The sequence below is a fragment of the Stutzerimonas degradans genome (genome assembly GCF_024448505.1).
In the GTDB taxonomy this organism is placed as follows: domain Bacteria; phylum Pseudomonadota; class Gammaproteobacteria; order Pseudomonadales; family Pseudomonadaceae; genus Stutzerimonas; species Stutzerimonas degradans.
Map to the genome: position 1 here is coordinate 351,492 of NZ_JAMOHV010000003.1, position 25,058 is coordinate 376,549.

Annotated in this window: 29 protein-coding genes; 13 read left to right on the forward strand and 16 right to left on the reverse strand. The window is 67.6% G+C overall.

Features of this window, described 5'->3' with window-relative positions:
- Positions 1-31: 31 nt before the first annotated feature.
- The 3 genes from NAV27_RS06840 (at position 32) to NAV27_RS06850 (ending at position 2,406) form a co-directional block, all read left to right on the forward strand.
- Positions 32-514: a glutathione peroxidase gene (locus NAV27_RS06840; RefSeq protein ID WP_043295871.1), complete on the forward strand. Its 483-nt coding sequence runs from the start codon at positions 32-34 to the stop codon at positions 512-514.
- Between the two features lie 141 nt (positions 515-655).
- A complete protein-coding gene (locus tag NAV27_RS06845; RefSeq protein ID WP_102827544.1) occupies positions 656-1,252 on the forward strand; it encodes a TetR/AcrR family transcriptional regulator in 597 nt (198 codons plus the stop codon).
- A gap of 44 nt (positions 1,253-1,296) precedes the next feature.
- Positions 1,297-2,406, forward strand: a complete 1,110-nt coding sequence (locus NAV27_RS06850; protein ID WP_102827543.1) for an NADH:flavin oxidoreductase — start codon at positions 1,297-1,299, stop codon at positions 2,404-2,406.
- A gap of 69 nt (positions 2,407-2,475) precedes the next feature.
- Here NAV27_RS06850 and cysZ read toward each other — a convergent pair whose 3' ends face one another.
- The 6 genes from cysZ to NAV27_RS06880 all read right to left on the reverse strand — a co-directional run bounded on the left by cysZ (position 2,476) and on the right by NAV27_RS06880 (position 5,979).
- Positions 2,476-3,234 (reverse strand): sulfate transporter CysZ, encoded by a 759-nt coding sequence (gene cysZ / locus NAV27_RS06855; protein ID WP_102827542.1) that lies wholly within the window; start codon positions 3,232-3,234, stop codon positions 2,476-2,478.
- Between the two features lie 230 nt (positions 3,235-3,464).
- Positions 3,465-3,803, reverse strand: coding sequence for a HopJ type III effector protein (locus tag NAV27_RS06860; protein ID WP_009867883.1), 339 nt, complete (start codon positions 3,801-3,803; stop codon positions 3,465-3,467).
- Complete coding sequence (locus NAV27_RS06865) at positions 3,800-4,093, reverse strand: DUF1244 domain-containing protein (protein ID WP_102827541.1); 294 nt, start codon at positions 4,091-4,093, stop codon at positions 3,800-3,802. The genes NAV27_RS06860 and NAV27_RS06865 overlap by 4 nt, the downstream gene beginning before the upstream one ends.
- Positions 4,094-4,198: 105 nt before the next feature.
- Entirely contained in the window at positions 4,199-4,573 is a 375-nt protein-coding gene (gene folX, locus NAV27_RS06870) for a dihydroneopterin triphosphate 2'-epimerase (protein WP_003287200.1), read from the reverse strand.
- Positions 4,574-4,593: 20 nt separating this feature from the next.
- A complete protein-coding gene (folM, locus tag NAV27_RS06875) occupies positions 4,594-5,304 on the reverse strand; it encodes a dihydromonapterin reductase (protein ID WP_102827540.1) in 711 nt (236 codons plus the stop codon).
- Between the two features lie 60 nt (positions 5,305-5,364).
- The gene (locus NAV27_RS06880) at positions 5,365-5,979 is read right to left on the reverse strand and encodes a PilZ domain-containing protein (RefSeq protein WP_009867878.1); all 615 of its coding nucleotides are present in this window, start codon (positions 5,977-5,979) and stop codon (positions 5,365-5,367) included.
- A 204-nt stretch (positions 5,980-6,183) separates the two neighbouring features.
- Between NAV27_RS06880 and NAV27_RS06885 the strand changes: the two genes are divergently transcribed.
- A complete protein-coding gene (locus tag NAV27_RS06885) occupies positions 6,184-6,636 on the forward strand; it encodes a flavodoxin (RefSeq protein WP_009867876.1) in 453 nt (150 codons plus the stop codon).
- 9 nt (positions 6,637-6,645) lie between these two features.
- Here the strand turns inward: NAV27_RS06885 and NAV27_RS06890 are convergent, their stop codons facing one another.
- The 3 genes from NAV27_RS06890 to olsB are packed head-to-tail and all read right to left on the reverse strand — an operon-like array spanning position 6,646 to position 8,771.
- Positions 6,646-7,221: an acyl carrier protein phosphodiesterase gene (locus NAV27_RS06890; RefSeq protein WP_003287194.1), complete on the reverse strand. Its 576-nt coding sequence runs from the start codon at positions 7,219-7,221 to the stop codon at positions 6,646-6,648.
- A gap of 33 nt (positions 7,222-7,254) precedes the next feature.
- Positions 7,255-8,025 carry a lysophospholipid acyltransferase family protein gene (locus NAV27_RS06895; RefSeq protein WP_102827539.1) on the reverse strand — a complete coding sequence of 257 codons (771 nt, stop codon included), beginning with the start codon at positions 8,023-8,025 and terminating at the stop codon, positions 7,255-7,257.
- Positions 8,025-8,771 (reverse strand): L-ornithine N(alpha)-acyltransferase, encoded by a 747-nt coding sequence (olsB, locus tag NAV27_RS06900; protein ID WP_102827538.1) that lies wholly within the window; start codon positions 8,769-8,771, stop codon positions 8,025-8,027. Before olsB ends, NAV27_RS06895 begins: the two co-directional genes overlap by 1 nt.
- Positions 8,772-8,946: 175 nt before the next feature.
- Between olsB and NAV27_RS06905 the strand changes: the two genes are divergently transcribed.
- From NAV27_RS06905 to NAV27_RS06920, 4 genes are all read left to right on the forward strand, one after another.
- On the forward strand, positions 8,947-9,885 hold the full coding sequence (locus NAV27_RS06905) for an acyl-CoA dehydrogenase middle domain-containing protein (protein WP_102827537.1): 939 nt from the start codon (positions 8,947-8,949) through the stop codon (positions 9,883-9,885).
- 210 nt (positions 9,886-10,095) lie between these two features.
- Positions 10,096-11,253: a phospholipase D-like domain-containing protein gene (locus NAV27_RS06910; RefSeq protein WP_178099744.1), complete on the forward strand. Its 1,158-nt coding sequence runs from the start codon at positions 10,096-10,098 to the stop codon at positions 11,251-11,253.
- A gap of 60 nt (positions 11,254-11,313) precedes the next feature.
- Positions 11,314-11,895, forward strand: a complete 582-nt coding sequence (locus NAV27_RS06915; protein WP_009867865.1) for a DJ-1/PfpI family protein — start codon at positions 11,314-11,316, stop codon at positions 11,893-11,895.
- 59 nt (positions 11,896-11,954) lie between these two features.
- The gene (locus tag NAV27_RS06920) at positions 11,955-12,176 is read left to right on the forward strand and encodes a VF530 family protein (protein ID WP_009867864.1); all 222 of its coding nucleotides are present in this window, start codon (positions 11,955-11,957) and stop codon (positions 12,174-12,176) included.
- Between the two features lie 63 nt (positions 12,177-12,239).
- On the opposite strand, the gene NAV27_RS06925 is transcribed toward NAV27_RS06920, so the two are convergent.
- Complete coding sequence (locus NAV27_RS06925; protein WP_003287184.1) at positions 12,240-13,763, reverse strand: fumarate hydratase; 1,524 nt, start codon at positions 13,761-13,763, stop codon at positions 12,240-12,242.
- A gap of 196 nt (positions 13,764-13,959) precedes the next feature.
- Here NAV27_RS06925 and NAV27_RS06930 point away from each other — a divergent pair, with 196 nt between their 5' ends.
- The gene (locus tag NAV27_RS06930) at positions 13,960-15,087 is read left to right on the forward strand and encodes a GGDEF domain-containing protein (protein ID WP_054093630.1); all 1,128 of its coding nucleotides are present in this window, start codon (positions 13,960-13,962) and stop codon (positions 15,085-15,087) included.
- Positions 15,080-16,030, forward strand: a complete 951-nt coding sequence (locus NAV27_RS06935; protein WP_102827535.1) for an iron-sulfur-binding ferredoxin reductase — start codon at positions 15,080-15,082, stop codon at positions 16,028-16,030. Before NAV27_RS06930 ends, NAV27_RS06935 begins: the two co-directional genes overlap by 8 nt.
- An 80-nt stretch (positions 16,031-16,110) precedes the next feature.
- Here NAV27_RS06935 and pyk read toward each other — a convergent pair whose 3' ends face one another.
- A complete protein-coding gene (gene pyk, locus NAV27_RS06940; RefSeq protein WP_102827534.1) occupies positions 16,111-17,565 on the reverse strand; it encodes a pyruvate kinase in 1,455 nt (484 codons plus the stop codon).
- Positions 17,566-17,721: 156 nt separating this feature from the next.
- Between pyk and NAV27_RS06945 the strand changes: the two genes are divergently transcribed.
- From NAV27_RS06945 to NAV27_RS06955, 3 genes are read left to right on the forward strand one after another with little or no spacing between them, the layout of a single operon-like run.
- Positions 17,722-18,099, forward strand: coding sequence for a tetratricopeptide repeat protein (locus NAV27_RS06945; protein WP_102827533.1), 378 nt, complete (start codon positions 17,722-17,724; stop codon positions 18,097-18,099).
- 35 nt (positions 18,100-18,134) lie between these two features.
- Positions 18,135-18,557: a DUF4124 domain-containing protein gene (locus NAV27_RS06950; protein WP_102827532.1), complete on the forward strand. Its 423-nt coding sequence runs from the start codon at positions 18,135-18,137 to the stop codon at positions 18,555-18,557.
- Positions 18,558-18,605: 48 nt separating this feature from the next.
- Complete coding sequence (locus NAV27_RS06955) at positions 18,606-19,034, forward strand: PilZ domain-containing protein (protein WP_102827531.1); 429 nt, start codon at positions 18,606-18,608, stop codon at positions 19,032-19,034.
- A gap of 9 nt (positions 19,035-19,043) precedes the next feature.
- Here the strand turns inward: NAV27_RS06955 and NAV27_RS06960 are convergent, their stop codons facing one another.
- The 5 genes from NAV27_RS06960 to NAV27_RS06980 are packed head-to-tail and all read right to left on the reverse strand — an operon-like array spanning position 19,044 to position 25,049.
- On the reverse strand, positions 19,044-20,375 hold the full coding sequence (locus tag NAV27_RS06960; protein WP_102827530.1) for a DUF58 domain-containing protein: 1,332 nt from the start codon (positions 20,373-20,375) through the stop codon (positions 19,044-19,046).
- Between the two features lie 31 nt (positions 20,376-20,406).
- Positions 20,407-21,408: an AAA family ATPase gene (locus NAV27_RS06965; RefSeq protein ID WP_102827529.1), complete on the reverse strand. Its 1,002-nt coding sequence runs from the start codon at positions 21,406-21,408 to the stop codon at positions 20,407-20,409.
- Positions 21,405-22,562 (reverse strand): DUF4350 domain-containing protein, encoded by a 1,158-nt coding sequence (locus NAV27_RS06970; RefSeq protein WP_102827528.1) that lies wholly within the window; start codon positions 22,560-22,562, stop codon positions 21,405-21,407. Before NAV27_RS06970 ends, NAV27_RS06965 begins: the two co-directional genes overlap by 4 nt.
- The gene (locus NAV27_RS06975) at positions 22,559-24,082 is read right to left on the reverse strand and encodes a DUF4129 domain-containing protein (protein ID WP_102827527.1); all 1,524 of its coding nucleotides are present in this window, start codon (positions 24,080-24,082) and stop codon (positions 22,559-22,561) included. Before NAV27_RS06975 ends, NAV27_RS06970 begins: the two co-directional genes overlap by 4 nt.
- Positions 24,069-25,049 (reverse strand): stage II sporulation protein M, encoded by a 981-nt coding sequence (locus NAV27_RS06980; RefSeq protein WP_232249177.1) that lies wholly within the window; start codon positions 25,047-25,049, stop codon positions 24,069-24,071. The genes NAV27_RS06975 and NAV27_RS06980 overlap by 14 nt, the downstream gene beginning before the upstream one ends.
- Positions 25,050-25,058 lie beyond the last annotated feature (9 nt).

Here is a 25,058-nt window from a genome sequence, read left to right on the forward strand (position 1 = left end):
GCCGGGGCGTTTTTTTGTCTGGAGGGAAGACATGAGCGCATTTCATCAATTGGTCCTGCCGGGGCTGGGTGGTCAGGAGCTGCCGCTGGCGTCGTTCGGCGACAAGCTCACGCTGGTGGTCAACGTTGCCTCGCAATGCGGTTTGACGCCCCAGTACGCGGGCCTCGAGCGACTGCACCAGCAGTATCGCGAGCGTGGCTTCAGCGTGCTCGGCGTGCCGTGCAACCAGTTCGCCGCGCAGGAGCCGGGCAGCGACGAAGAGATTCGTGCGTTCTGCAGCCTCAATTACGGCGTCAGCTTCCCGCTGACCGGCAAGCTCGACGTCAACGGGCCGCAGCGTCATCCGCTGTACCGCCTGCTGGCAGGCGAGGGGGCGGATTTTCCCGGCGACATCAGCTGGAACTTCGAAAAATTCCTGGTCGACCGCGACGGCCGCGTGCTGGCGCGTTTCTCGCCACGCACCAGTCCGGACGATCCGGCGCTGATCCAGGCGATCGAGGCGGCGCTGCCCTGATCCCCACACCCCGGCGCCTGCAACGGGCGCCGGGGTTGCGCGCTCGCCGGGCAGGTCGGTAGCGCCATCGTAAAACATCGCTGCCGATAAGCCTGGGTGATGATCCTAGGCTGGCGAGACGACCGGTCATATCCTCGCCGCATGACCACTCAAACCCGCAACGACAAGCACTCATTGATCCTCGCCAGGGGTGCCCAGGTGATGATTCGTCGCGGCTATCACGGCACCGGCGTGCAGGAGATCGTGCAGGCCGCGGGGGTACCGAAGGGCTCGTTCTATCACTACTTCGCCAGCAAGGAAGACTTCGCCCTGCAAGCGCTCGAGGCGTTGTATCGCCCGCGCCTCGAACGTTACCGGGTGGCGCTCAACGAGGCGCCCGGCACCCCTTGCCAGCGCATTCTCGCCTATTACCGCGAGCTGACCGCGCACTTCTCGCGCCAGGAAAAGCCCGAGTACCACTGCTTCATCGGCAGCCTGAGTTTCGAGATGGCCGAGCTGTGTCCGCCCATCGGCCAGAAGGTATTGGCGATTCTCGGGCAGTCGGTCGAGCTGCTGGCCGACTGCCTGGAACAGGCGCGCCGTCAGGCCGAAATAGCCGCCGACAGCGATTGCGCCGCCATCGCCGAATTCATCGGCAACGCGTGGGAAGGCGCGCTGCTGCGTATGAAGGTCAGCGGCAGCGTGACGCCGCTGCAGCGTTTTCTCGATCAGCTGGCGCGGCTGCTGGAGTGCCAATGAGCGTGCGCCCCGCACCGTCGCAACACACACAACAGGAGAGTCGCATGACCGCTACCGTAAATGCCTTGTTCCAGCCGTTCGAGCTGGGTTCGCTGCACCTGCCGACCCGCGTGGTGATGGCGCCGATGACCCGCTCGTTTTCGCCCAACGGCGTGCCGACCGCCGATGTGGTCGAGTACTACCGGCGGCGGGCGGCATCCGGGGTGGGGCTGATCATCACCGAGGGCACCACGGTCGGACACGCGGCCGCCAACGGCTATCCGCAGGTTCCGCGGTTCTATGGCGCCGATGCACTGGCCGGCTGGAAGCAGGTGGTCGATGCCGTGCACACCGCCGGTGGACGCATCGTTCCGCAGCTCTGGCACGTCGGCAACGTGCGCCGCATCGGCACCGAGCCGGAGGCGAGCGTGCCGGGGTACGGCCCGATGGAAAAGCTCAAGGACGGCCAGGTCGTCGTGCACGGCATGACCAAGCAGGATATTCAGGACGTCATCGCCGCGTTTGCCCAAGCCGCCCGCGATGCTCAGGCGATCGGCATGGACGGTGTGGAGATCCACGGTGCTCACGGTTATCTGATCGACCAGTTCTTCTGGGCCGGCAGCAACCAGCGTACCGACGAATATGGCGGCAGCCTGGCCAACCGTTCGCGCTTCGCCATCGAACTGATCCAGGCGGTACGCGCGGCTGTAGGGCCGGACTTCCCGATCATCTTCCGCTTCTCGCAGTGGAAGCAGCAGGACTACAGCGCACGGCTGGTGCAGACCCCTGACGAGCTGGGCGAATTCCTCGCGCCGCTGTCGGCGGCGGGTGTGGATATTTTCCATTGCTCGACGCGGCGTTTCTGGGAGCCGGAGTTCGAGGGCTCGCCGCTGAACCTCGCCGGCTGGACGCGCCAGTTGACCGGCAAGCCGACCATCACCGTGGGCAGCGTCGGCCTGGACGACGAGTTTCTGCAGTACATGGTCAAGACCGACAAGGTCGCCCAGCCGGCGAACATCGAAGGCCTGCTGGAGCGTCTGAACCGGCAGGAATTCGATCTGGTCGCGGTGGGACGTGCGCTGCTGGTCGATCCGGACTGGGCGCAGAAGGTGCGCGAAGGGCGGATGCAGGACGTGCTGCCATTCAGCCGCGAGGCGCTGAAGACGCTCGCCTGACGCATTCGTCGCTATGCAAAAAGGCCGGAACGCTTGCGGCGTTGCGGCCTTTTTCTTTTTCGCCCGGCGCTAGCTCGGGCGTTTGACCAACGCGTGACTTTGGCCACCCTCGCGGACCCACAGCAGCGTCGCCCCGGCGACCGCGGCCGGCATGATCAGCAGGTTCAGGCCGGGCACCAGCAGCGCCGCATAGGTCACCGCGCCGAAGCTCAGGCTCTGCCAGCGGCGCTGGCGCAGCCAGGTCAGCATCTCCGCCCAGCTCACCCGGTTGTTGTCCGCCGGATAGTCGATGTACTGCACCGCCATCATCCAGACGCCGAACAGCAACCACAGCGGCGCGGCGACGATGTTCAGCACCGGAATGAACGACAGCACCAGCAGCGCCAGTGCGCGTGGCGCAAAATAGGCCAGCTTGCGCGCTTCGCGGGCCAGGGTGCGCGGCAGCATGGCCAGCAGTTCGGCCCAGCTGAAGGGGGGCGCCGTATCCTCACCGCGTGCCACCACCTCGACCTTCTCCGCGAGGAAGCCGTTGAACGGCGCGGCGATGACGTTGGCGAGCAGGGTGAAGGTGAAGAACACCATCAGCACGACCAGCGCGACGAACACCGGCCAGAGCAGATATTCGAGAAAGGTCAGCCAGTCCGGCAGGCTCGGCATGAACGCCTCGACCCAGAGCCCGAACTGTCGCATGGCAAGCCAGATCAGGCCGACGAACAGCAGCACATTGACGGTCAGCGGTAGGAGCACGAACAGCCGCAACCCCGGACTGAGGACCAGTTTCAGGCCTTCACGAAGGTACTGCGGGCCGGAAAGGGCGGGCAACGACATGCGCAAGCTCCAGCAGAGGAAAACGACGGGACCATACCGGCTTTGCCCGGCGGCGCAAAGTCGCGGGCGAGCGATAGGCCAGGTCTATAGTGAGGATGCACGCGCTGAATTTTACCGGGCAGCGCGGGGCGCCTAGAGTGGCGCCATCGGTTTTCCCAAGGGCCATCCACTCACAGCCTTCCCCTAGCGCTTTGGGATGGCCCTTTTTTCTTCTGGCGACGACGCGGCGCTCAGCGCCGGCTGAGCGGCTGGCGGTCGAAGCGAACGCCTGGCAGACCGGTTTCCATCAGTGCGCGGATGTTGCGATGGTCGGAGCCGGTCGGCGAGGCCAGCACGGCCTGGTAATGCTCGCCGAAGGCCAGCAGCGCTTCCTCGGTGGAGAAGCCTTCCAGCAGCGCGAGGCCCAGCGTCTTGCAGGAACCCTCGTTCTCCCCCGCGGCGTTTTCCACGCCACCGTTGATGAAGCGGCTCGGCTGGTAGTCGTAGTGCTCAGCGATGAACGCCAGCGTGGCGCTGAACGGGTGGTTGCGGTTGCGCAGGCTGGCGCGAAAGTCCTTGAGGCTGCTCATGGCTTCTGGCCCTTGTCGAAGGCGGCCTGTTGCTCGGACGTCGCTTCCTTCTGGTAGCGCTTCTTCCATTCGGCGTAGGGCATGCCGTACACCTCTTCGCGCGCCTCGTCGACGCTGACGGCGACGTCGAGGTCGTCGGCGGCGGTCTTGTACCACTTGGACAGGCAATTGCGGCAGAAGCCGGCGAGGTTCATCAGGTCGATGTTCTGCACGTCCGGGCGGCTGCGCAGGTGCTGGACCAGGCGGCGGAAGGCGGCGGCTTCCAGTTCGGTGCGTTCTTGCTCGTTCATGTCTGCTTCTCGGCGTTGGCTGAGGTGGGCCGGATCATAACCTCGGTGTTGGGCAGCGACCAGCCTCGCCAGTGCCGGCTACGCGAGGCGCTGAGCCGTCGCGCTTCAGTCGCGGTGCGCGGCGAGGGTGATCGAGACGGACTCGGCGAAGCGCAGCGCGTGGGGCTTGTCGACTTCCACCTCGGCATAGCGCACCTGCGGGTGCTGCATGATCAGGTCGAGGATTTCCTGGGTGAGGCGTTCCAGCAGGGCGAAGCGGTTGTCCTCGACGTGACGGATGATCGCCTTGGTGATGGTGCGGTAGTTCAGCGCGTGGTCGATGACGTTGTCACGCACCGCATCGGCGGCGGGGTAGAGCATGGTCAGGTTGATCAGCACGTCCTGCTTGTTGAGGATCTCCTCTTCCTTGATGCCGATGAACGTGCGCAGGCGCAGGTCTTTGACGCGGATGCGTGCCATCGAGGGTTCCAGTCTGGGCATGGGGCCTCCTTGTGGGCGGGTCAGATCAGGTGGCGGCCGCCGTTCACCGTGAGGATGGTGCCGGTGACGTAGGGATTGTCGAGCAGATAGCGCAGACTCTGGTAGATCACCTCGGCGCCGGGCTCGATGCCCAGCGCCGATTTGGCCAGGGCCTTGCGCCGGTAGGCCTCGTCATCGTCGGGATTGAACTGGATCAGCGCCGGAGCGATGCCGTTGACCTTGATCTGCGGCGCCAGGCTGGCGGCGAACGACAGCGTGAGATTGTCCAGGCCGGCCTTGCTGGCCGCGTAGGCGATGTGCTTGCTGCTGCCGCGGCGGGTGACGTCGTCGCCGATGTGCACGATGTCCGCGGCGCCGCCGTGACGTAGCAGCGCGGCGCCGTGCAGGTTGATCAGGTATGGCGCGAGCATGTGCACGCTGAACATGCGCTGGAACAGCTCGGCTTCCTGGCCGGGCGTTTCGCTGTGCCATTCGGAAGCGTTGTGCACGATGGCACGCAGGCCGTCGGTGTGCGCCTTGAGCGTTTCGATGAAGGTCAGAATGCCGGTCGCATCGGCGAAATCGGCCGCCAGCGTGATCGCCCCGCGGCTGCGCAGATGGGCCACGCCTTCACGTTCGCGGCGGTAGCTGATGATGACGGGATGGCCGTCGTCGAGCAGACGCTCGGCGCAATGCAGGCCGATTCGCTGGCCGGCGCCGGTGATCAGGATGGGAAGCGGGGATTGGCTCATCGGGCGCCTCGGTCGGTCAGGCGCTGCCGTAATGCCGGTGCGCAGCGCTGGCCGGCCAGCTTACACCAGATCGGCGGACGACTCGGGATGCAGGCGTCGATGCTGGCGGTAGAGGAAGCTGCGGATACGTTCGGCATCCTGTTCGCCGTTGAACTCCACCTCGTAGGCCGCCAGGCCGTCGTCGACCTCGCGCACCCGGTGCGCCTCGACTTCCAGCGGCACGTCGTCGGGCAGTGCCAGACACAGGTGGAAGTGCTTGGGTGGTTTGCGCCCGCTGCCGGCCTTGACCAGCAACCCGTGCGAGGACAGCTCGCAAACGCGCAGCGGACTCGCCTCGCCGTCGCGCTTGAGCAGCGCCAGCGGTTGTTCGAGGTGCAGGCGCCAGGCCCGGTTGATCGGGCCGCGCTCGAAGATGACCGGCGGCGCCAGATGCAGATGCAGGCTGTGAAACTCGTCCTCCTTGATCTGCACCGGGAAGCTCATGCGGAACTCGGCGGTTTTCGCTTCGAGCGAAAGCTCTGCATGGGTCGCCAGCGCCAGCAGCAGTTCGTTGGACTGCGCTCCGCCGTCGAGGCGAAAGCCGGCAGTGCGCTCGCCATGGCCGTTGGCCGCGCGATGCATGAGCTTGTTGATGAAGGCCAGCTCATCGCTGGTCAGGACTGTCCGTTCGGCCATGTCACTTCCTCGAGGAGTCGGCGCGGCGGGCGCCGACGACCGCGGCACGGCGATCCGTGCCGGGCGGTTTGTTGCGCGCTGTGATCGTGATTTCCAAGAGTAGTTCAGTACGGTTGTCGGATTTTGGCGATTCGCTGCCCGGGATGTCCGACAGGCGAGCGCCTTGCGGCATAATGGCCGGCTTCAATTTGCGGAGATTCCCTCATGAAAGTCGCCATCCTTTCCGGCAGCGTTTACGGCAGCGCCGAGGACGTCGCTCGTCATGCCGAGCGCCAGCTCAAGGCCGCCGGTTTCGATGCCTGGCACGACCCGCGCGCGCAATTGCCACAGGTGCTGGAGTTCGCGCCGGAGGCGCTGCTGGTGGTGACCTCCACTACTGGCATGGGTGAGCTGCCGGACAGCTTCGTGCCGCTGTATTCGGCCATCCGTGAACAGTTTCCGGCCTGGCACGGGTTGCCCGGCGGGGTGATCGCCCTGGGTGACGCCAGCTATGGCGATACGTTCTGCGGCGGCGGCGAGCTGGTGCGCGAGCTGTTCGCCGAGCTTGGCGTGCGGGAGGTGCAGGAAATGCTGCGGATCGATGGCAGCGAGACGGTCACGCCGGAAGTCGACGCCGAGCCCTGGCTGGCGCGCTTCGCCGAAATCCTGCGCGGCTGAGACCGGCGCTCAGCCCGCTGCGCGGCGGGCGAAGGCGCACAGCTGCGGATAGAAGGCGCGAAAGTCATCCTGCAGCGGCGCGTACAGCTGCTGCAGTTCCTCCAGGCCGCCGGCGAGGCCTTCCGGGCGACTGAGCCTGCGGCTCATGCCCGCCAGCACCTGCTCCAGCACGGCGAACTCACGGTAGCTGCCCAGCCAGTCCTGCGCCGCCATGCGCGGTGCGATCAGCGCCAGCTTACCGGGCAGCTGCGGCTCGTTCTGCAGCACGCGGTAGACACGCAGGGTGAACTGCTCCAGCGGCTCGCTGGAATAGTCCGGCCAGTTGGCCGCCAGGCAGTGATCGAAGAACAGGTCCAGCAGGATGCCGGCGTAGCGCCGCCGCGCGGCCGGGAAGCGCGCCTTGGCCTGCAGCACCAGCGGATGGCTGTCGGTGAAGGCGTCGATCTGTCGGTGCAGGCGGATGCCGGCTTCGATCTGCGCCGGCCAGCGGCCCTGCAGCGGTCCCTTGACGAAGTCGCCGTAGAGGCTGCCGAGCAGTTCGGCCGGCTGGGCACCGCCCAGGTGCAGGTGTGCGAGGTAGTTCATCGGCCGAGCTTAACCAGTTGCCGGCCGCCGGCGCTAGGCTGCTCGCTGCAGTTGCGGGGTGTCGCCGAACAACGTCAGGGCGATCGCCTCCTGAGCCTGGCGTGCCAGTTCGCGCGGGCTGCGGTCGTGGCTGGAAATTGGCGGCAGCAGATGGATTTCCACCTGCGCCACCTCGGCGTCGAGCAGGCGCAGCAGGTGCGCGGGCAGCTCGTCGTCACCGATGAACGGCGCCAGCGGATCGGCCTGGCCGTCACGCAGATAGCGAATCGCAACAGGCTGAACCGGACAGCCGGATTCCACCGCGCAGGCGAACAGCCGCGAATGGAAGGTGCGCAGCGTGCTGCCATCGGTCGAGGTGCCTTCCGGGAATATCAGCAGATGCCGGCCGTGGTGCAGGTGGCCAGCCAGTTCGCGGCTGACCCGTCCCGCATCGCCGGCGCCACGACGGATGAACAGCGTGCCGACCTGCTGCGCCAGCCAGCCCAGCACCGGCCACTGGCGCACCTCAGCCTTGGCCAGGAAGGAGATCGGCAGCAGGGCGCCGAGCAGCGGGATGTCGCTCCAGGAAATGTGGTTGGCGACCCACAGCATCGGCTCGCGCGGCCGGTCGCCGATGATCCGCACGCGCAGCGGCAGTGCTCGCGCCAGACGGACGAGGAACCAGCAGGTCAGGCGCTGCTTGCGCGCCATCGAGGTCTGCACGCCGATCCGCCGGCCCAGCTCGATGGCGCTGGCAAGCACGAGGCCCGCCAGCAACACCGTGGCGATCCGTGCCAATCGCAGGTGGCGGCGCAGCCGCCGCATCACACCGCCGCCTTGAAGTGCCGCGCGTAACGCGGGCAGAGTTCGTCGCGCTTGAGCAGGATGAACACGTCGGCGACCTGGAAGTCCGCGTCCCAGCACGGCTCGCCGCAGATCTTTGCGCCCAGGCGCATGTAGGCCTTGAGCAGCGGCGGCAGCTGCGCGGTGACGTTCGCCGCCAGCTCCAGCGGCGGCAGCGGTGTCTTCGGTTCGGCGCGCAGCAGTTCGGTGCTCAGATGGCCTTCGCGCAAGCGCTGCATGATCGCCTGCGCCTGCACGCCGCCATCGCGCATGGAGATGCTGGCGCAGCCCATCAGGTAGCGGTAGCCGCCCTGCTTGAGCACCTCGGCCAGCTCGCCCCAGAGCACGGCGATGGTTGCGCCGTTGCGATAGGCGGGATCGACGCAGGTGCGGCCGATCTCCAGCACCGGCTCGTCCAACGTCGCCAGCCCGTGCAGGCTGAACTCCTGCTCGCTGTAGAAATGGCCGATGCGCCGCGCAGTGAGGTGATCGAGCAGGCGCGTGGTGGCAACCAGCGCGCCGCTGGACAGATCGCGCACGCCGATGTGGCTGCAATGCGCATCGTAGTCATCGATGTCCAGACCGAACTCGGCGCCTTGCAGGCGAGCGTCGAACTCGCTGCTGAACACGCGGTAGCGCAGCGCCTGGGCTTCGCGCAGGGCGGCGGTGCCGACCAGGCGTTCGGCCTGCAGTTGACGGGTGCTGCGGGGGTGAGCGATGGCGTTCATGCTGTCTACTCCTGTTCCGCCCGGCTGTGGCGGGTTGGTAATCGGCGGCGCCTGGTTGTTATGGTTGCGCTCGGTCGATCTGATGGCCGGGTCAGGCTAGGTAGCTGGCGTGTCACGCCTGTGACGGATCGGTGATGGTTGGGTGACGCCCGTAGCGGGCGGTTCGGGAGGCAATATGGCTTGGCATGAATGGCTGGGGCCGCTGGCGCGGCTGCCGGGAGACGGGTGTCTGGACGACTGGTACGCCGCGGTGCAGCAGCGCACGGCCGGCGCCGCACCCTTCGCCGGTGCGCTGCTGGGTGGCCGGTTGGCGGCGACGCCGGGGCTGGCCTTTCTCGCCGGCTACCAGCAGGCGTTGCGGGCACTGTGGGCGGACGCACCGGCGGGGCTCGGCGCACTCTGCGCCACGGAAAACCGGCGGTTGCGCCCGGCCGACATGACCACCCGCCTGCGCGACGGCCGTCTGGACGGCCGCAAGGATTTCGTCACCGCCGGCGATGCTGCCGCCTGGCTGCTGGTGCCGGCCCGCGAAGAACGCATCGGCGACGCGCCGCGGCTGGGCATGTACGTGCTCGCGGCCGACGCTGGCGGGGTGGTGCTCGAAGCCGGCGCACCGCTGCCGCTGCTGCCGGATATCGCGCATGGGCGGCTGGTGCTGGTCGAGGCCATCGGCGAGCGTTTGCCGGGCGACGGCTGGGCCGACTACGTCAAACCCTTTCGCACGCACGAGGACCTCTACGTGCTGGTCGCGCTGCTCGGCTGGCTGTACGGCGTGGCGCTGGAGCATCGCTGGTCGCAGGCGCTGCTGCTGCGCCTGGTCGGGTTGCTGGCCGGCGCGGCGGAAGTCGCGCGCCAGCCGGTCGAGGCTGCCGCCACGCACGTGCTGCTGGCGGCGTTGAGCGAGCAGTTTGCGGCGCTGCAGGCGGAACTCGAAGGCGCCCTGGCGGCGACGCCCGGCGAATGGTCGGCGATGTGGCTGCGCGATCGCGGTGTGCTCGGACTGGCGCGTGCCGCGCAGGCCGAACGACTACGCAAGGCCTGGCTGCGGCTCGGGCAGGCGGGCACGGAGGAAGAAATTCAGGGGAACTCGACTCGCGGCGGCGCGCCTATATAGACGGGCGGCGATATCTGCCGGACGACTCGCCAGCGCGCGTGCTGGGCCGGTGGCAGCTCTTTGCCGGGACCGGCGGACTGGTTAAGCTGCCCCGGCCTCAGTCACACCGCCATGGCCGTCCTCGCGGCGACTCCATCGGAAAAGGGATTTCATGTCACTGCTTCGTTTGCCTGCCCTTGCCGGCATACCCACCGAGACTGGTCGTCGATGATGCTGGCCGGTGCGGTATTTCCCTGGCGCAAGGCCAATCGTTTTCGCCTGCTGATCGACGGCCCGCAGTTCTTTCCGGCGATGCTCGAGGCCATCGCCCGAGCCGAGCGGCGGGTGGATCTGGAGCTCTATCTGGTCGAGGACGGCGGCTGCCTGGAGCGTCTGCTGGAGGTGCTACTGGCCGCGGCGGCGCGAGGCGTGCGGGTACGCTGTCTGTTCGACGGCTTCGGCTGCCTAAAGATGGGCCAGACGAGCCGCGACCGCCTCGCCGCGGCGGGCGTTGAGCTGCGGCTGTACAACCCGCTGGCGCTGCGCTTGAAGTTCCGCAACCTGCACCGCGACCACCGCAAGCTGTTGCTGGTCGACGGTTGCATCGGTTTCGTCGGCGGGGCAGGTGCGACCGATCAGTTCTGGAACCCGCAGCGCCCGGACGAGCATTGGCACGAGGTGATGGTCGAGATGAGCGGGCCGCTGCTGCAGGACTGGCAGACGCTGTTCGATGCGCAGTGGGTGAACTGCCAGCGTCGACGCATCTGGCAGCTGCCGCTGCCGCGCAAGATCCCGCGGATTCCGCTGCTGCCGACCGGCTCGGGTCTCGGTCGGGTGGCCTATGCGGCGGCACGCCAGCACACCGACATCCTGCACAGCCTGTTGCACAACCTGCGGCGCGCGCAGACGCGCATCTGGCTGGCTACCCCGTATTTCCTGCCTACCGGCAAGGTGCGCCGCGCGCTGATCTACGCGGCCCGGCGCGGGGTGGAGGTGCGCCTGCTGCTGACCAGCCGCAACACCGATCATCCGCCGGTGCGCTATGCCGGACAGCGGTTCTACCCGCGATTGCTGCGCGCCGGCGTGCGCATCCATGAATACCAGCCACACTTCTCGCACCTGAAGATGGTGCTGGTGGACGACTGGGTCAGCGTCGGTTCGTGCAATTTCGATCACTGGAACCTGCGCTGGAACCTGGAGGCGAACCTGGAAGCAATCGATCCGTCACTCACCGAGCAGGTCGTGCAGAGCTTCGAGCGCGACTTCCAGCAGAGCCAGGAAATCGATCTGCGCAGCTGGTATGCCCGACCGCTGCACATGCGTCTGTATCAGCGCATGTGGGGTTGGCTGGATCGCCTGCTGGTCAACATCTTCAACCGCGGCGGCTGATCAGCCGATGGCCGCCCTGCACCGGAGCGCAGCTCCCTATCTGGAAAAGAGGACGATCCAATGGCAGCGAAGAACATCCTGATGCTGGTCGGCGACTATGCCGAAGACTACGAGACGATGGTGCCGTTCCAGGCGCTGCAGATGGTCGGCCACCGTGTGCACGCGGTGTGCCCGGACAAGCAGGCCGGCCAAACTGTGCGCACCGCCATTCACGATTTCGAGGGCGACCAGACCTACAGCGAGAAACCCGGCCACAACTTTGCGCTGAACTTCGACTTCGCCGCCGTGCGCGCCGAGGACTACGACGCGCTGGTGATTCCCGGTGGCCGCGCGCCGGAGTACCTGCGCCTGAACGAGCAGGTGTTGGCGCTGGTGCGCGCCTTCGATGCGGCGAACAAGCCGATTGCCGCGGTTTGCCACGGCGCGCAGCTGCTGGCCGCCGCCGGCGTGCTCAAGGGCCGCGCCTGCAGCGCCTATCCGGCCTGCGCGCCGGAAGTGAAGTTGGCCGGTGGCGAATACGTCGACATCCCGGTGGATCAGGCGCACACGCAAGGCAATCTCGTCAGTGCGCCCGCCTGGCCGGCGCATCCGGCGTGGCTGGCGGGCTTCCTCAAGCTGCTCGGCACCGAGATAACCCTGTAGCATGCCGGGCCGCCGCCCAGCGGTGGCCAGGCTTTCGTCACCAACAAGGAGAACCGCAGGTGAGCAGCGCCCCAAACAATCCACTGCACGGCGTCACCCTCGAGGCGATGCTGGTCGAACTGCAGGCGCACTACGGCTGGGAAGGGCTGGCGCAGCGCGTCGATATCCGCTGCTTCAAGAGCGAGCCGAGCATCAAGTCGAGCCTGACGTTCCTGCGCCGCACTCCGTGGGCGCGGCAGAAGGTCGAAGCGCTGTTCGTGCAGCTGCGCCGCCGCGGCTGATCCGCGCGATGTGAAAGCAAAAAGCCCGGCACTAGGCCGGGCTTTTCGTTTCCGCTGAGGCGCTTACTGCACTTCCACCGCCAGGCTGTCGGCGATCTTCTGCTTCCAGATCGCCGGGCCGGTGATGTGCACCGACTCGCCCTTGGTGTCGACGGCCACGGTAACCGGCATGTCCTTCACCTCGAACTCGTAGATCGCTTCCATGCCCAGTTCGGCGAAGGCCAGCACCTTGGACTTCTTGATCGCCTGGGCGACCAGGTAGGCGGCGCCGCCGACGGCCATCAGGTACACGGCCTTGTTGTCCTTGATTGCCTCGATGGCGATCGGGCCGCGCTCGGACTTGCCGATCATGCCCAGCAGGCCGGTGCTTTCGAGGATCTGACGGGTGAACTTGTCCATGCGCGTGGCAGTGGTCGGGCCAGCCGGGCCAACCACTTCGTCACCGACCGGATCGACCGGGCCGACGTAGTAGATGAAGCGGCCCTTGAGGTCCACTGGCAGCTCTTCGCCCTTGTTCAGCATGTCGACCATGCGCTTGTGCGCGGCGTCGCGGCCGGTGAGCATCTTGCCGTTGAGCAGGATGGTTTCACCCGGCTTCCAGCTCTGCACTTCTTCCGGGGTGATGGTGTCGAGGTTGACGCGGCGTGCACTCGGACCGGCTTCCCAGACGATTTCCGGGTAGGCGTCCAGCGACGGCGCTTCCAGGCTGGCCGGGCCGGAGCCGTCGAGCACGAAGTGCGCGTGGCGGGTGGCGGCGCAGTTGGGGATCATGCACACCGGCAGCGAGGCGGCGTGGGTCGGGTAATCCATGATCTTGACGTCGAGTACGGTGGTCAGGCCGCCGAGGCCCTGGGCGCCGATACCCAGCTGGTTGACCTTCTCGAACAGCTCCAGGCGCAGCTCCTCGATACGGTTCTGCGGGCCGCGGGCCTTCAGCTCGTGGATGTCGATCGGGTCCATGAGGACTTCCTTGGCCATCACCGCGGCCTTCTCGGCGGTACCGCCGATGCCGATGCCGAGCATGCCCGGCGGGCACCAGCCGGCGCCCATTTCCGGCACGGTCTTCAGCACCCAGTCGACGATCGAGTCGGACGGGTTGAGCATGGCCATCTTCGATTTGTTCTCGGAACCGCCGCCCTTGGCCGCGACGTCCACTTCCACCTTGTCGCCGGGAACGATGGAGTAGTGGATGACGGCCGGGGTATTGTCCTTAGTGTTCTTGCGGGAACCAGCCGGGTCGGCCAGGATCGAAGCACGCAGCACGTTTTCCGGCAGGTTGTAGGCGCGGCGCACGCCCTCGTTGATCATGTCGTCCAGGCTCATGGTGGCGCCGTCCCAGCGCACGTCCATGCCGACGCGGACGAACACGGTGACGATGCCGGTGTCCTGGCAGATCGGCCGGTGACCGGTGGCGCACATGCGCGAGTTGATCAGAATCTGCGCCATCGAGTCGCGCGCGGCCGGCGATTCTTCACGCAGGTAGGCTTCGTGCATCGCCTGGATGAAGTCGACGGGGTGGTAGTAAGAAATGAACTGCAAAGCGTCGGCGACGCTTTGAATCAGGTCGTCTTGCTTGATCACGGTCATGCAGCGCGTCCTCTTGACGGGGCGGGGATTCGGCGCGTCGAGCGTGGCAGCCGGCGTGCCGAGTGAAAAAGGCGCGGCAGTATAACGCGTCGGGCTGGCGGGTACACGGATGGACCGGGAGCGAAGGGATGTTGGCTAGGTTTTTGAAATTTGCTCGCGTAGAGTGCGACCCATTGCCACGGCGGGATGGATCCCTATGAGTGCGCGTGTCGAGCTTGATCAGCAGGCGTTGCAGCAGTTGGTAATGAAACGGTTCGCGCTGGCGGCGCTGACCTACGGGCTGGCGTTGCTGCTGACCTGGGTGTCGGTTGCGGCGGGTTTCTATACCGCGCCGGTCTCCGTCGCGCTGGGCAGCTCGCTGCTCATCGTGCTCAGCCAGCTGGTGTTCCTCGCGCTGTTCTGGAGCGGCTTCAACCAGCGCTTCCGGGACCCGAGCCTGACCCAGCCGCAGGTGCTGGTGGCGCTGCTGTGGCTGACCTGCCTGCTGTTCAACCTGGGTAGCGCTCGCGGTTCGCTGCTGGTGCTTTACCTGCTGGTGCTGATGTTCGCGGTGTTTTTGCCGCCGAGAATCTTCATCCGCTATGCCGTGCTGGCGTTTCTCAGCTTCGTCGGGCTCACCCTGCTGGACTTCCACCTGGGGCGCCTCGCCGAGCCGGCGGCGTTCCTGCTCGAGGCGTCCGTACTGCTGGTGACGCTGGTGTGGATGTGCCTGTTCGTCAACTACGTCTACCAGCTGCGTCAGCGCATGCGCCAGCGCCGCTTTGCCCTGCAGGTCCACCAGGACACATTGCGCGGCATGTTGCGCCAGCTCGAGGATCTGGCGTCCACGGACGAGCTGACCGGCCTCTACAACCGCCGGCGTTTCCTGCGCATCGCCGAAGGTGAGCTGGCGCGGCTGCGCAAGGGGCATCAGATCGGCCTGGCGCTGATCGATCTCGATCATTTCAAGCGGATCAACGATGTGCACGGTCATGCCGCAGGCGACCGGGTGCTGCAGACCTTTGCGGCGATTGCGCGGGCCTGCCTGCGCGACGGCGACGTGCTGGCCCGCTACGGCGGCGAGGAATTCGTGCTGTTGCTGCCGGATACCGACGCCGAACAGTTCGGCATCTGCTGCGAACGCTTGCGCGAGGCGTTCGCCAACGCCCAGCCGGTGGACCCGGGCATCCCGGTGGGGCAGCTGAGTCTGTCGGTCGGGCTGACGCTCCTGAACGCCGGCGACGATCTCGATGCCTCCCTGCAGCGCGCCGACGAGGCGCTGTATCGCGCCAAGCGCGGCGGGCGCAACCGCTGCGAGGCGGCCTGGACCTCCGACAATGCCTGAGCTGGCGTGTGCCGGTCGGCGCTGGACGGTGGCGACCGGCAGCAATCTGCTCGATGCGCTGAATGCGGCTGGACTGCGCGTGCCTTACAGCTGCCGGGCGGGCAGCTGCCAGGCCTGCATGGTGCGCTGCCGCGGTGGCGAACCGCTCGATGAGCGTCCCGAGGCGCTGCCGGCCACGCAGCGCGAGCAGGGCTGGCGATTGGCCTGCCAGTGCCGGATCGATGGCGATCTGCAGGTGGAGCTGTTCGATCCCGTCCGCGATGGCCTGGCGGCGCAGGTGCAGGCGGTCGACTGGCTGCGGCGCGACGTGCTGCGCCTGCGCCTGTTGCCCGAACGACCGCTGCGCTACCGCGCCGGCCAGCATGCGCTGCTGTGGACGCCGGACGGCATTGCCCGCCCCTACTCGCTGGCGAGCCTGCCGGACGACGATCGTTGGCTGGAATTCCACCTCGACTGTCACCGCCCGGGTGCCTTCAGCGAGGCGGCGCGCCGCTTGCGCCCTGGCGATGGCCTGCGGCTGGGGCAGCTGCACGGTGGTGCGTTGCATTACGACCCGGACTGGGCGGAGCGCCCGCTGTTGTTGCTTGCCAGCGGTACGGGCCTGGCGCCGCTCTGGGCGGTGCTGCGCGAGGCGCTGCGCCAGGGCCATGCCGGGCCGATCCGCCTGCTGCATCGCACGCACGGCACCTCCTACCTGGCCGAACCGCTGCTGCAGCTCGCGCAGCAGCATGATCTCGACGTGCAGTGGCTCGACGCGGATCAGCCGTGGAACGATCAGACACTGCGAATCGCGTCGCGACAGGAGATTGCGCTGGTCTGCGGTCATGCCGATTTCGTTGCCGCGTGCTGCCGACGGCTGTTTCTGGCCGGCCTGCCGCGTGGACAGGTGTTCAGCGACACCTTCATCGAGCGGAACGTGAGCGGGGGATTGAGCGGGGGCTGAACGCCCGGCCGAACTGCGATGGGCAGCGGCCATGCGTTGCAAGGGAAGGCGCGAGCCGGCGGGCCGGCTCGCGTGGTCGATCAGTTCAGCGGAGCGCCGACCTGAAGGATCTTCAGCGTGTTGGTGCCGCCGGTGCTGTCGTGGTAGCTGTCGCCCTTGGTCAGGATCACCCAGTCGCCGGGCTGCACCATGTTGCGCTTGAGCAGCTCCTCGACCGCCATCTGGCTGACCTTGTCGGCCGGCAGCACGGCCGGATCGAAGGGGATCGTCTGCACGCCACGGAACAGCGCCACGCGGGCCTGGGTTTCGCGGTGCGGCGAGAAGGCGAAGATCGGCACCGCCGAGCGGATGCGCGACATGATCAGCGGGGTGTAGCCGCTTTCGGTCAGGCTGATGATGGCCTTGACGCCCGGGAAGTGGTTGGCGGTGTACATCGCCGCCAGCGCCGTGCTCTCGTCGCAGCGGCTGAAGGTCTGCCCCAGACGGTGACCGGACTTGGTACTGGTCGGATGCTTCTCGGCGCCGCAGCACACGCGCGCCATGGCTTTGATCGCTTCCACCGGATACTCGCCGGCAGCGCTCTCGGCCGAGAGCATCACCGCGTCGGTGTAGTCGAGCACGGCGTTGGCCACGTCGGACACTTCGGCGCGGGTCGGCATCGGGTTGTGGATCATCGACTCCATCATCTGGGTGGCGGTGATCACCACCTTGTTGTTGCGCCGCGCGTGCAGAATGATCTTTTTCTGAATGCCGACCAGCTCGGCGTCACCGATTTCCACGCCCAGGTCGCCACGCGCGACCATCACGCCGTCGCTGGCGCGGATCAGGCCGTCCAGGGCTTCATCGTCGGCGACCGCTTCGGCGCGTTCGATCTTGGCGATCAGCCAGGCGCTGGAGCCAGCCTCGTCGCGCAGGCGGCGGGCCAGGTCCATGTCGGCAGCGTCGCGCGGGAAGGACACGGCCAGGTAGTCGAGTTCGAGGTCGGCAGCCAGTTTGATGTCGGCCTTGTCCTTGGCGGTCAGCGCCGGTGCGGTGAGGCCGCCACCACGGCGGTTGATGCCCTTGTTGTCCGACAGCGGACCGCCGATCAGCACGGTGCAGTGCAATTCGTCGGCGGTGGCGGCATCGACGCGCATGACCACGCGGCCGTCGTCGAGCAGCAATTCGTCACCGACGCTGCAATCCTTGACCAGATCCGGGTAGTCGATGCCGACCACTTCCTGGGTGCCGGCATCACGCGGGTGGGTGACGGAGAAGCGGAAGCGGTCGCCTTCTTTCAGCTCGATGCGTTTGTTGGCGAATTTGGCAATGCGGATCTTCGGGCCTTGCAGATCGCCCAGCAGCGCGACGAAGCGGCCGTGGCGGGCGGCGATGGTGCGCACCAGTTCGGCACGGGCGCGATGCTCATCGGGCGAGCCGTGGGAGAAGTTCAGGCGGGCGACGTCCAGCCCGGCGAGGATCATCTTTTCCAGGACTTCGGGCGAGCTGCTTGCCGGGCCCAGGGTGGCGACAATCTTGGTACGACGCGGTGTCATTCGATGGCTCCTTTTTCAGTCTGGCCGCGAGGCTACTATGCTCGTTCGCTGTAGTCATCGTTATGCGGCACTACTCTTTTACCCGCGCGAAAGGCCGCCGGACGGCCTGCAGTTTTTCGCCCCGCGGTCGATAAGCCGGCTCCGGAGGAGCCATCCATGCGTACCCTGATCATTGCCTGTCTGACCCTGTTCACCGTTGGCTGCAGCAGCCAGCACGCCGTCGACCGCCAGCTCAACGAGGCCTACAGCCGTTACGAGGCTGGCGACTGCGGGGGCGCCATGCTCGCCCTGTCGCAGGCCGAGCGCCGCACGCGCGGACGTGGCGAGGTGCAGCCGGAAATCTCCCTGCTGCGCGGCCAGTGCCTGGAGCGTCAGGGGCTGTACGTCGATGCAGCGCAGACCTACCGCTTCATCCGCGTGCGCTACCCGGCCAGCGAATACGCCTACCGCGCCGCTGCGCGACTGGAGACGCTGCGCCAGCTCGGGCACTATGAGCCCGCCGAACCCGCGATCAGCCATCCAGTCCGACCCTGAGGCGCATCGCGAACAGCTCATCCACGGAGGGAATGATGCGCGTGCCTTTATTGCTACTGGCCCTGGCGCCCGTGCTGGCGACGGCCGAGATCTACCGCTGGACCGACGCTCAGGGCCAGGTGCACTTCGGTCAGCGACCGGCGACGGGCGCCGAGCGGGTCGACGTGCGACCGCAGGTGGTCGAGCGCGACGAGGCGACGCGACAGCGCGAACAGCGCAGCGAGAAGTTTTTCGAGGCGCGGCGCGAAGAACGCCAGGTCGCCGGCGAGCGGGCCGGACAGCAGCGGGCGCAGCGCGAGCGTGAATGTCAGGGGCTGCGTGAGGAGCTAGAGGTGCTGCAGCGTGGCGGGCGTTACTTTCGTACCGATGCAACGGGTGAGCGCGTCTACTACAGTGAAAACGACATTGAGAAAGCCCGGCAGCAACTGGCCAGCCGTATTCGCGAACGATGTGACTGAGCGAACTGGAAGCAGTGGCAGGGGCGTGCGCACAGGCAGGCTCGAACCATGAATATCTCGAATCAGCGTCGCATCCAGCGGCACCAGCTGCCGTACTACCTGAACGTGTTCAATCGCCATACCGACAAGCCGCTGGGCTTCATTGGCAACCTCTCCGAGGGTGGCCTGATGCTGATCAGCCGCTACCCGATGATGCTGCAGGAACGTTTCGACATGCGCCTGAAGATTCCCGGACAGGTCGGTCAGCTGCGCTTCGTGGATTTCAGCGCCATCAGCCTGTGGTCGCGCGAGGACGTTACCCCCGGCAGCTACGACACCGGCTTCGAGCTGATCACGCCGCCGGCCGAGATCATGGAGATGATCGCCGCGCTGCATCATTACTTCAGCTTCCAGCCGAGCCCGCATGCGCCGCTGATCCAGCCGCCGCCCTTCGCGGCTGATCGCTCGCCCGATCACGACTGCTGCTGCGGGCGCTGACGGCGCGGTTCAGAGCACGCCGGCGCGTTTCCAGGCCAGGTAACGGCCGACCAGCTCCGGCGCCACCTCGCGCGGACGTGCGTCCAGCACGTGCAGGCCGTGCGCGATCAGGCGCCAAGACAGGGCCTCGCGCCGTTCCAGATGCGCCAGCGTTGCGCAGTAGCCGAGGGCGTCGTCGAGGTTGGTCACCGGCTGCTGACGCACGCGGTCGAGGACGTCCTCGCGCAGGCTGACCAGCAGCACCCGATGCCGACGCGCCAAGCGCTGCATGGCGGTTAGCAGTTCGTCGTCATCCTCGTCGCGCAGGTTGCTCAGCACGATCACCAGCGCGCGCCGCCGCTGGTGCGCGAGCACCTGATCGGCCGCAGCGGCGAAGTCGGCCGGCTGCAGGGTGCATTGCAGATCGTAGACGCTATCGAGCAGCTGGCTGAGCTGGGCCTGGCCCTTGGCCGGGGCGACACGCCGTGGCATATCGCTGGCGAAGGTCTGCAGCCCGACCGCGTCGCCCTCGCGCAGCGCGGCATAGGCCAGCAGCAGGCTGGCATTGAGCGCATGGTCGAAATGCGCCAGTTCGTCGTCCTGGCTGCGCATACGCCGACCACAGTCGAGCAGCAGGATGATCTGCTGGTCGCGCTCGTCCTGATATTCGCGCGCAATGGGCGTGCGCATGCGCGCGGTGGCTTTCCAGTCGATCTGCCGCAGGCTGTCGCCGTCGCGGAATTCGCGCAGCTGATGGAACTCCAGGCCGAGGCCGCGGCGTGGCTGCTGGCGCACGCCGAGCCGGCTCAGCCAGTGATCGACGCCCTGCAGGCCGGCGCCGTGCAGCTGCACGAAGTCGGGGTAGACGCGGGTGCCGCCGGGCAGTTCCAGCAGGCGCCGGCCGCGCCACAGGCCGAGCGGCGACTGCAGACGGATCTCGCAGTGGGCGAAGGTGAATTGCCCGCGCTGCAGTGGACGCAGCCGGTAACTGAACGCGCACCGCTCGCCGGACCGCAGCGAAACGTGCCGCGGCAGCTGGTCGAAGGCCATCTGCGCCGGCGGGTGGTCGAAGATTTCCAGCTGCAGTGGCGCGACGCCGCGATGCTCTAGCTGCAGGCGTACCTCGCTCCAGTGTCCCAGCGGCAAGCGCGCCGGTAGCAGGCGTTCGACCTGCGGCGTGGCAATACGCCGTAAACGCAGCGCATCGGCGGCGGCGAGCAGGCCGAGCGCCAGCAGCAGCCCCCACCACAGCGAGCGCCAGGCGCTGGCCGGCGCATGGCCGAGGGCATCGAGCACGCCCAGCGGCAGCCCCGCTATCAGCAGCACGGCGACAGCAGCGAGCAGACGCACGGACGGGTTCACGAGCGCACCCGGCAGGTCGCAGACGGGCGATTCACAGGCGCGGCGCCGCGACCTGGTCGAGCAGCTGGCGCAGCACGCGTTCCACCGACAGCCCCTCGATATCCATCTCCGGCGTCAGCCGCACGCGGTGGCGCAGCACATCCGCCGCGCAGCCCTTGACGTCGTCCGGCGTGACGAACTCGCCACCGCGCAGCAGCGCCCGCGCCCGTGCGCCGCGCACCAGGGCAATCGAGGCGCGTGGCCCGGCACCCAGCGCCAGCCCCGGCCAGTCACGGGTGGCGCGCGCCAGGCGCACGGCGTAGTCGAGCACCTGATCGTCCAGCGGCAGGTCGCTGGCAATCTTCTGCAATGCCAGCACGTCCTTGGCGGTGAGCTGCTGACGCAGCGCGCTGACGTCCAGCATGTCGGCGCGGGCCGAGCGGGTCACCTGGCGCACCAGCCGCAGCTCCGCATCGGCGTCGGGATAGTCCATGCGCAGCATGAGCATGAAGCGGTCCAGCTCCGCTTCCGGCAGCGGGTAGGTGCCTTCCTGCTCGATGGGGTTCTGCGTGGCCATCACCAGAAACGGCTGCGGCACCGCCAGCGCGCGCCCTTCGAGCGTCACCTGGCGTTCCTGCATCACCTCCAGCAGGGCCGCCTGGGTCTTGGCTGGGGCGCGGTTGATCTCGTCGGCCAGCAGCAGGTTGGTGAACACCGGCCCCTTGCGCAGCTTGAACTGCTCGCTCTGCAGGTCGTACACCGCATGGCCGGTGACGTCGCTGGGCATCAGGTCCGGGGTGAACTGGATGCGGCTGAACTCGCCGGCGAAGCAGCGGGCCAGGGCGCGCACCAGCAGGGTCTTGCCCAGGCCCGGCACGCCTTCGACCAACACGTGGCCGCCTGCGATCAAGGCGGTCAGCACGCCGTCTATGACTGCGTCCTGGCCGATCAGAGCCTTGCGCAATTCCTCGCGCAGCGCCTGTGCCAGCTGGCTCGCACGTTGGCGTGGGCTGGCGGTGGCGCCGGGAATGGGGTCGGCATGGGATTCGCTCATAGGGCATTCCTGAGTGCTTGCAGGTCGGCGACCTGCCGGGTGAAGTCGATGGCGCTGGCGTCCGCCGCCGGGCGCATGGCCTGTTCGATGGTGCCGGCCGGCAGTCCGCTCAGTGTGCCGAGCAGCTCGTGCTGCTGCGCGGCCGGTAACTGGTCGAAACCGGCATGACGGCGGCCGGCGCGCTGCAGGATGTCCTGCTGCAAGCGCTGCAGCAGCACCGCGCGCCCGCCGTGGCGCTGAATGAACTCCGCCGAAGCCAGCAGGTGCTCCTGCAGCCGACGGCGGGCACTACCGGCCGGCGCTCGCAGCGGGCCGTGGCGCTGGCCGAAGTGCCAGGCGCTGAGCAGGACGAGCAGCACAAGGGCGGTCAGCATCTCGGGAAAGTGACGCAGCAGCAGACTGGGCAACCCCGGGTGATCGGCGCGGTAGACCAGGGTGACCTGGCTGTCCTGAGTCAGGTACCACAGCAGCCAGGCATGGTCGTATTCGCCGATGCGGTCGTTGTGCCAGATCCAGGCGTCGGTCAGGGCGGTGACCAGCCCCTCGCCGTGACGCAGCTGCAGCATGTGCGTGGCGCCGGCGCTGTTGGCCCAGGCGTGGGCGCGCTTGTCCGCATCGTAGAGGTGGAAGCCGGTATCGAAGGCGAGAAAGGCCGGGCTGGCTTCGTTGTCCAGATACAGCCGCGTCAGTTGCGGCTGCTGCTCGTCGCTGGTCGATTCGCCCTGGGCGTTCGCGGTATCGCGATTCTCGCTGGTGTACTGCTGCAGATTGAGGCGGTCTGCCAGCAGGTCGCCGCTCTTGCCGTCCGCTTCGTTCCATAGGCGCTCGGCGACGAACAGCAGGTGGCCGCCGCGCGCAGCCCAATCGAGCAGGCGCTGGGTCTGCCGCGGCGTCAGCTGGCCGCGATCACCGAGCAGCAGCAGGCTGTGCCCCTTGGCCGGAGCCTGGTCGAGCTCGGCCAGGTGCTCGCTGTGGCTGACCGGGCGGCCGATATCGGCGAGGAAGTGTTCGGCTGCCAGAAAGGGGTTGGCGCGTGCCTGCGACGCCGGGCCGCGGTCGACGACTTCGTCGTAGGGCTGCAGCGCAGTCAGCAGGTCCGCGCCGGCCAGCAGCGCCAGCGCCACGCCGAGCAAGATCAGCAGGCGTCGTTTCATGGCCGCGACTCCCGTTCGAACAGCCGGCGCCAGCCGGCGCACAGCGCGGTCCACGCCGCGTCGTCGGGTATCTGCCGGCCATAGGCGAGGCCTTGCCAGTGGTGCGTGAGGGTTGCGGCGAAGGAGTTCAGCTCGGGCTGCGCCAGGGTGCGCACGGCGTCCAGCACTTCGCCTTCGGTGTGACCGGCCACGAGCGGCAACCGATGGTCATGCAGCAGGCGGCTGAGCATGGCGCAATAGAGCAGGCCGAGCGCCTGGCGGGGCTGCGTCGGCCAGAGCCGTTCGGCCGCGCTGGCGACGTCGTCCGGCAGGCTTTCCGGGGTCACGGCAAGGCCGAACAGCTGTGCCGGCGGCTGATGACGTCTGCCACGTCGCGGCAGGCGCCGACCGAACGCCTGCAGCCAGTCGCGACGGTGCCATAGCAGTAACGCGACCAGCAGTGCCAGCGCGCCCCACAGCAGGGTCTCGATCAGCAGCGTCAGGCGTTCGCGACCGTGCCAGAACGAGTCGAGCCGCAGCAGATTCTCCAGCAGGCGCGCCAGGATGCCGGGCTCGGCATCGGCTGGCGATTCGGCGAAACGCCAGCGGGTGACGGTTTCGCGCTGGGTGAAAGGCGGCTGATCGAGCAGCTCGCGCACCCGCTGGCGGGCATCGTCGCGGCTCAGCGGGGCGGTGGCGGTTGCGGGGGTGGCAGCGCTGTCGTTAGCAGCCCACGCGGGCGTGCTCGGCGACAGCAGGCAGAGGCCGAGCAGCAGCACCGGCAGTGCCGTCAGCAGATGTGCGCGCAGGCGGCGGAAGGCCAGTTCCAGGTCCCAGGCTTCGAGCCGGGTGCGGCGATTCAGGTAGAGGCTGAAGCCGCAGGCGACGTAGATCGGTTCCCAGACAATCAGCACCAGCACGTAGAGCAGGTTGGACAGGTGCTCCAGCCACAGCCATTCATCGTCCGCGCGCAGCAGATCCTCCCAGCTCCAGCTGTCGTAGGCCAGTTGCGCCGGCAGGAAGAAATACAGCAGCGCCAGCAGGCCGAGCCAGAGCGCGCCTTCCAGATGCATGCCGACCACCGTGAGCCAGCGCGCCGCGCTGCGCTCGCGCTGGCCGAGCACCGCCAGGCGGTGCTGGCGGGCCGCGCCAGCGAGCCCTTCGAGCTGCAGCACCGGCAGATCGAAGCTGCGCGTCGAGCTGAAGCGGCGCCAGGTCAGGCTGGCCAGCCACTGCGGGCGCAGCGCGCCGGGCAGCGCCCGCAGACTCTGACGCACGCCGGGCGTCTGGCCGAAGACCGCGTGCGAGAGAATATGCAGCGGCAGGCGTTCATAGAGCGGTTTCAGCCACCAGAACAGCAGCAACGCCAGGCTGGGCTGCTCCCAGCACAGCGCGCTGAGCAGGCCGAACACCGGCAGTGTCAGCGCGGCCCAGGCGAGCATCAGCACGCCGGCATGGCGTCGCGCCAGCAGCGTGCCCAGGTCCAGCGCTTCCCAGGCGCTGCGCGGGCGGATCGTCAGGTTCGCTTCAGCCGGACGCATGGCGATTCCTGCCGGCGAAGAGGAAATAGAGCGCCACCAGCAGCCAGAGCAGGGCCCCGACCGCGTACTTGACGCCGGCCGGGCCATAGGTCATTGACGACCAGTACGCTTCGATGAACGCGGCGATCAACAGCATCAGCGTGGCGCCGGCAACCAGCCGCACGCCGCGTTCGGCAGCCTGGCGCAGTGCCTCGCCGCGGCGCAGTCGACCGGGAGCGAGCAGCGCTGCGCCGAGCTTCAGGCCCGCCGCACCGGCCAGGGTAATGGCGGTGAGCTCGAAGGCGCCGTGACCGATGACGAACGACCAGAACGGCTGGTGATAGCCGATCTCGCTCAGGTGCCCAGCCACCGCGCCGATGGTCAGGCCGTTGAACATCAGGAAGAACAGACTGCCGACGCCGAGCAGCAGACCGCCAGCGAAGGTCTGGAAGGCGATGCCGATGTTGTTCATCACGTAGTAGCCGAACATCATCCAGTCCTCGGCCGAGCCGCGCTCGCCGAAGCGCCCGAGCCGGCTGGCGTCGGGGTCGTAGAGGGTTTCCATCTCGGCGACCTGCTCGGCCGACAGCACGCTGTAGGCCAGCTCGGGGAACGCATAGACCAGCACGCCCATGCCCAGCAGGCTGCCGTAGAAGAGCAGGCTGGCGGCGAGTACGCCGCGCCACTCCTCGCGCGTCAGGCGGGCGAAGCCGCCAAGAACGAAGCCCAGCAGGCGGCCGAGCAGCGGACTGCGCTGGCGATAGAGCTGCTGATGGCCGCGCAGCACCCGCCGGCGCAGCTGTTCCAGCAATGGGCTGCTGTAACCGCGCGCGTCGGCCAGGGCCAGCTGCTGGCATAGCCGGCGGTAGGCGGCGGGGAAGTCCATGGCCTCGTCGGCGGCAGACCGGCCGCGTTCGAGCGCGTCCAGACGGGCATCGAAGCGCTCCCATTCGGGCTGGTGCCGCTGCTCGAAGGCTTCCTGCTTCAGCGTCACGCG

Bases quoted from the DNA above. Each gene is read 5' to 3' on its own strand.
- NAV27_RS06845 (WP_102827544.1), top strand. From the start codon at position 656: ATGACCACTCAAACCCGCAACGACAAGCACTCATTGATCCTCGCCAGG.
- NAV27_RS06965 (WP_102827529.1), bottom strand. From the start codon at position 21,408: ATGAGCGAATCCCATGCCGACCCCATTCCCGGCGCCACCGCCAGCCCA.
- NAV27_RS06860 (WP_009867883.1), bottom strand. From the start codon at position 3,803: ATGAGCAGCCTCAAGGACTTTCGCGCCAGCCTGCGCAACCGCAACCAC.
- cysZ (WP_102827542.1), bottom strand. From the start codon at position 3,234: ATGTCGTTGCCCGCCCTTTCCGGCCCGCAGTACCTTCGTGAAGGCCTG.
- NAV27_RS06930 (WP_054093630.1), top strand. From the start codon at position 13,960: ATGAGTGCGCGTGTCGAGCTTGATCAGCAGGCGTTGCAGCAGTTGGTA.
- NAV27_RS06880 (WP_009867878.1), bottom strand. From the start codon at position 5,979: ATGGCCGAACGGACAGTCCTGACCAGCGATGAGCTGGCCTTCATCAAC.
- folX (WP_003287200.1), bottom strand. From the start codon at position 4,573: ATGCCCAGACTGGAACCCTCGATGGCACGCATCCGCGTCAAAGACCTG.
- NAV27_RS06935 (WP_102827535.1), top strand. From the start codon at position 15,080: ATGCCTGAGCTGGCGTGTGCCGGTCGGCGCTGGACGGTGGCGACCGGC.
- NAV27_RS06840 (WP_043295871.1), top strand. From the start codon at position 32: ATGAGCGCATTTCATCAATTGGTCCTGCCGGGGCTGGGTGGTCAGGAG.
- NAV27_RS06895 (WP_102827539.1), bottom strand. From the start codon at position 8,025: ATGCGGCGGCTGCGCCGCCACCTGCGATTGGCACGGATCGCCACGGTG.
- NAV27_RS06925 (WP_003287184.1), bottom strand. From the start codon at position 13,763: ATGACCGTGATCAAGCAAGACGACCTGATTCAAAGCGTCGCCGACGCT.
- NAV27_RS06885 (WP_009867876.1), top strand. From the start codon at position 6,184: ATGAAAGTCGCCATCCTTTCCGGCAGCGTTTACGGCAGCGCCGAGGAC.
- pyk (WP_102827534.1), bottom strand. From the start codon at position 17,565: ATGACACCGCGTCGTACCAAGATTGTCGCCACCCTGGGCCCGGCAAGC.
- NAV27_RS06975 (WP_102827527.1), bottom strand. From the start codon at position 24,082: ATGCGTCCGGCTGAAGCGAACCTGACGATCCGCCCGCGCAGCGCCTGG.
- NAV27_RS06950 (WP_102827532.1), top strand. From the start codon at position 18,135: ATGCGCGTGCCTTTATTGCTACTGGCCCTGGCGCCCGTGCTGGCGACG.
- NAV27_RS06850 (WP_102827543.1), top strand. From the start codon at position 1,297: ATGACCGCTACCGTAAATGCCTTGTTCCAGCCGTTCGAGCTGGGTTCG.
- NAV27_RS06910 (WP_178099744.1), top strand. From the start codon at position 10,096: ATGCTGGCCGGTGCGGTATTTCCCTGGCGCAAGGCCAATCGTTTTCGC.
- folM (WP_102827540.1), bottom strand. From the start codon at position 5,304: ATGAGCCAATCCCCGCTTCCCATCCTGATCACCGGCGCCGGCCAGCGA.
- NAV27_RS06865 (WP_102827541.1), bottom strand. From the start codon at position 4,093: ATGAACGAGCAAGAACGCACCGAACTGGAAGCCGCCGCCTTCCGCCGC.
- NAV27_RS06955 (WP_102827531.1), top strand. From the start codon at position 18,606: ATGAATATCTCGAATCAGCGTCGCATCCAGCGGCACCAGCTGCCGTAC.
- NAV27_RS06890 (WP_003287194.1), bottom strand. From the start codon at position 7,221: ATGAACTACCTCGCACACCTGCACCTGGGCGGTGCCCAGCCGGCCGAA.
- NAV27_RS06905 (WP_102827537.1), top strand. From the start codon at position 8,947: ATGGCTTGGCATGAATGGCTGGGGCCGCTGGCGCGGCTGCCGGGAGAC.
- NAV27_RS06945 (WP_102827533.1), top strand. From the start codon at position 17,722: ATGCGTACCCTGATCATTGCCTGTCTGACCCTGTTCACCGTTGGCTGC.
- NAV27_RS06970 (WP_102827528.1), bottom strand. From the start codon at position 22,562: ATGAAACGACGCCTGCTGATCTTGCTCGGCGTGGCGCTGGCGCTGCTG.
- NAV27_RS06915 (WP_009867865.1), top strand. From the start codon at position 11,314: ATGGCAGCGAAGAACATCCTGATGCTGGTCGGCGACTATGCCGAAGAC.
- olsB (WP_102827538.1), bottom strand. From the start codon at position 8,771: ATGAACGCCATCGCTCACCCCCGCAGCACCCGTCAACTGCAGGCCGAA.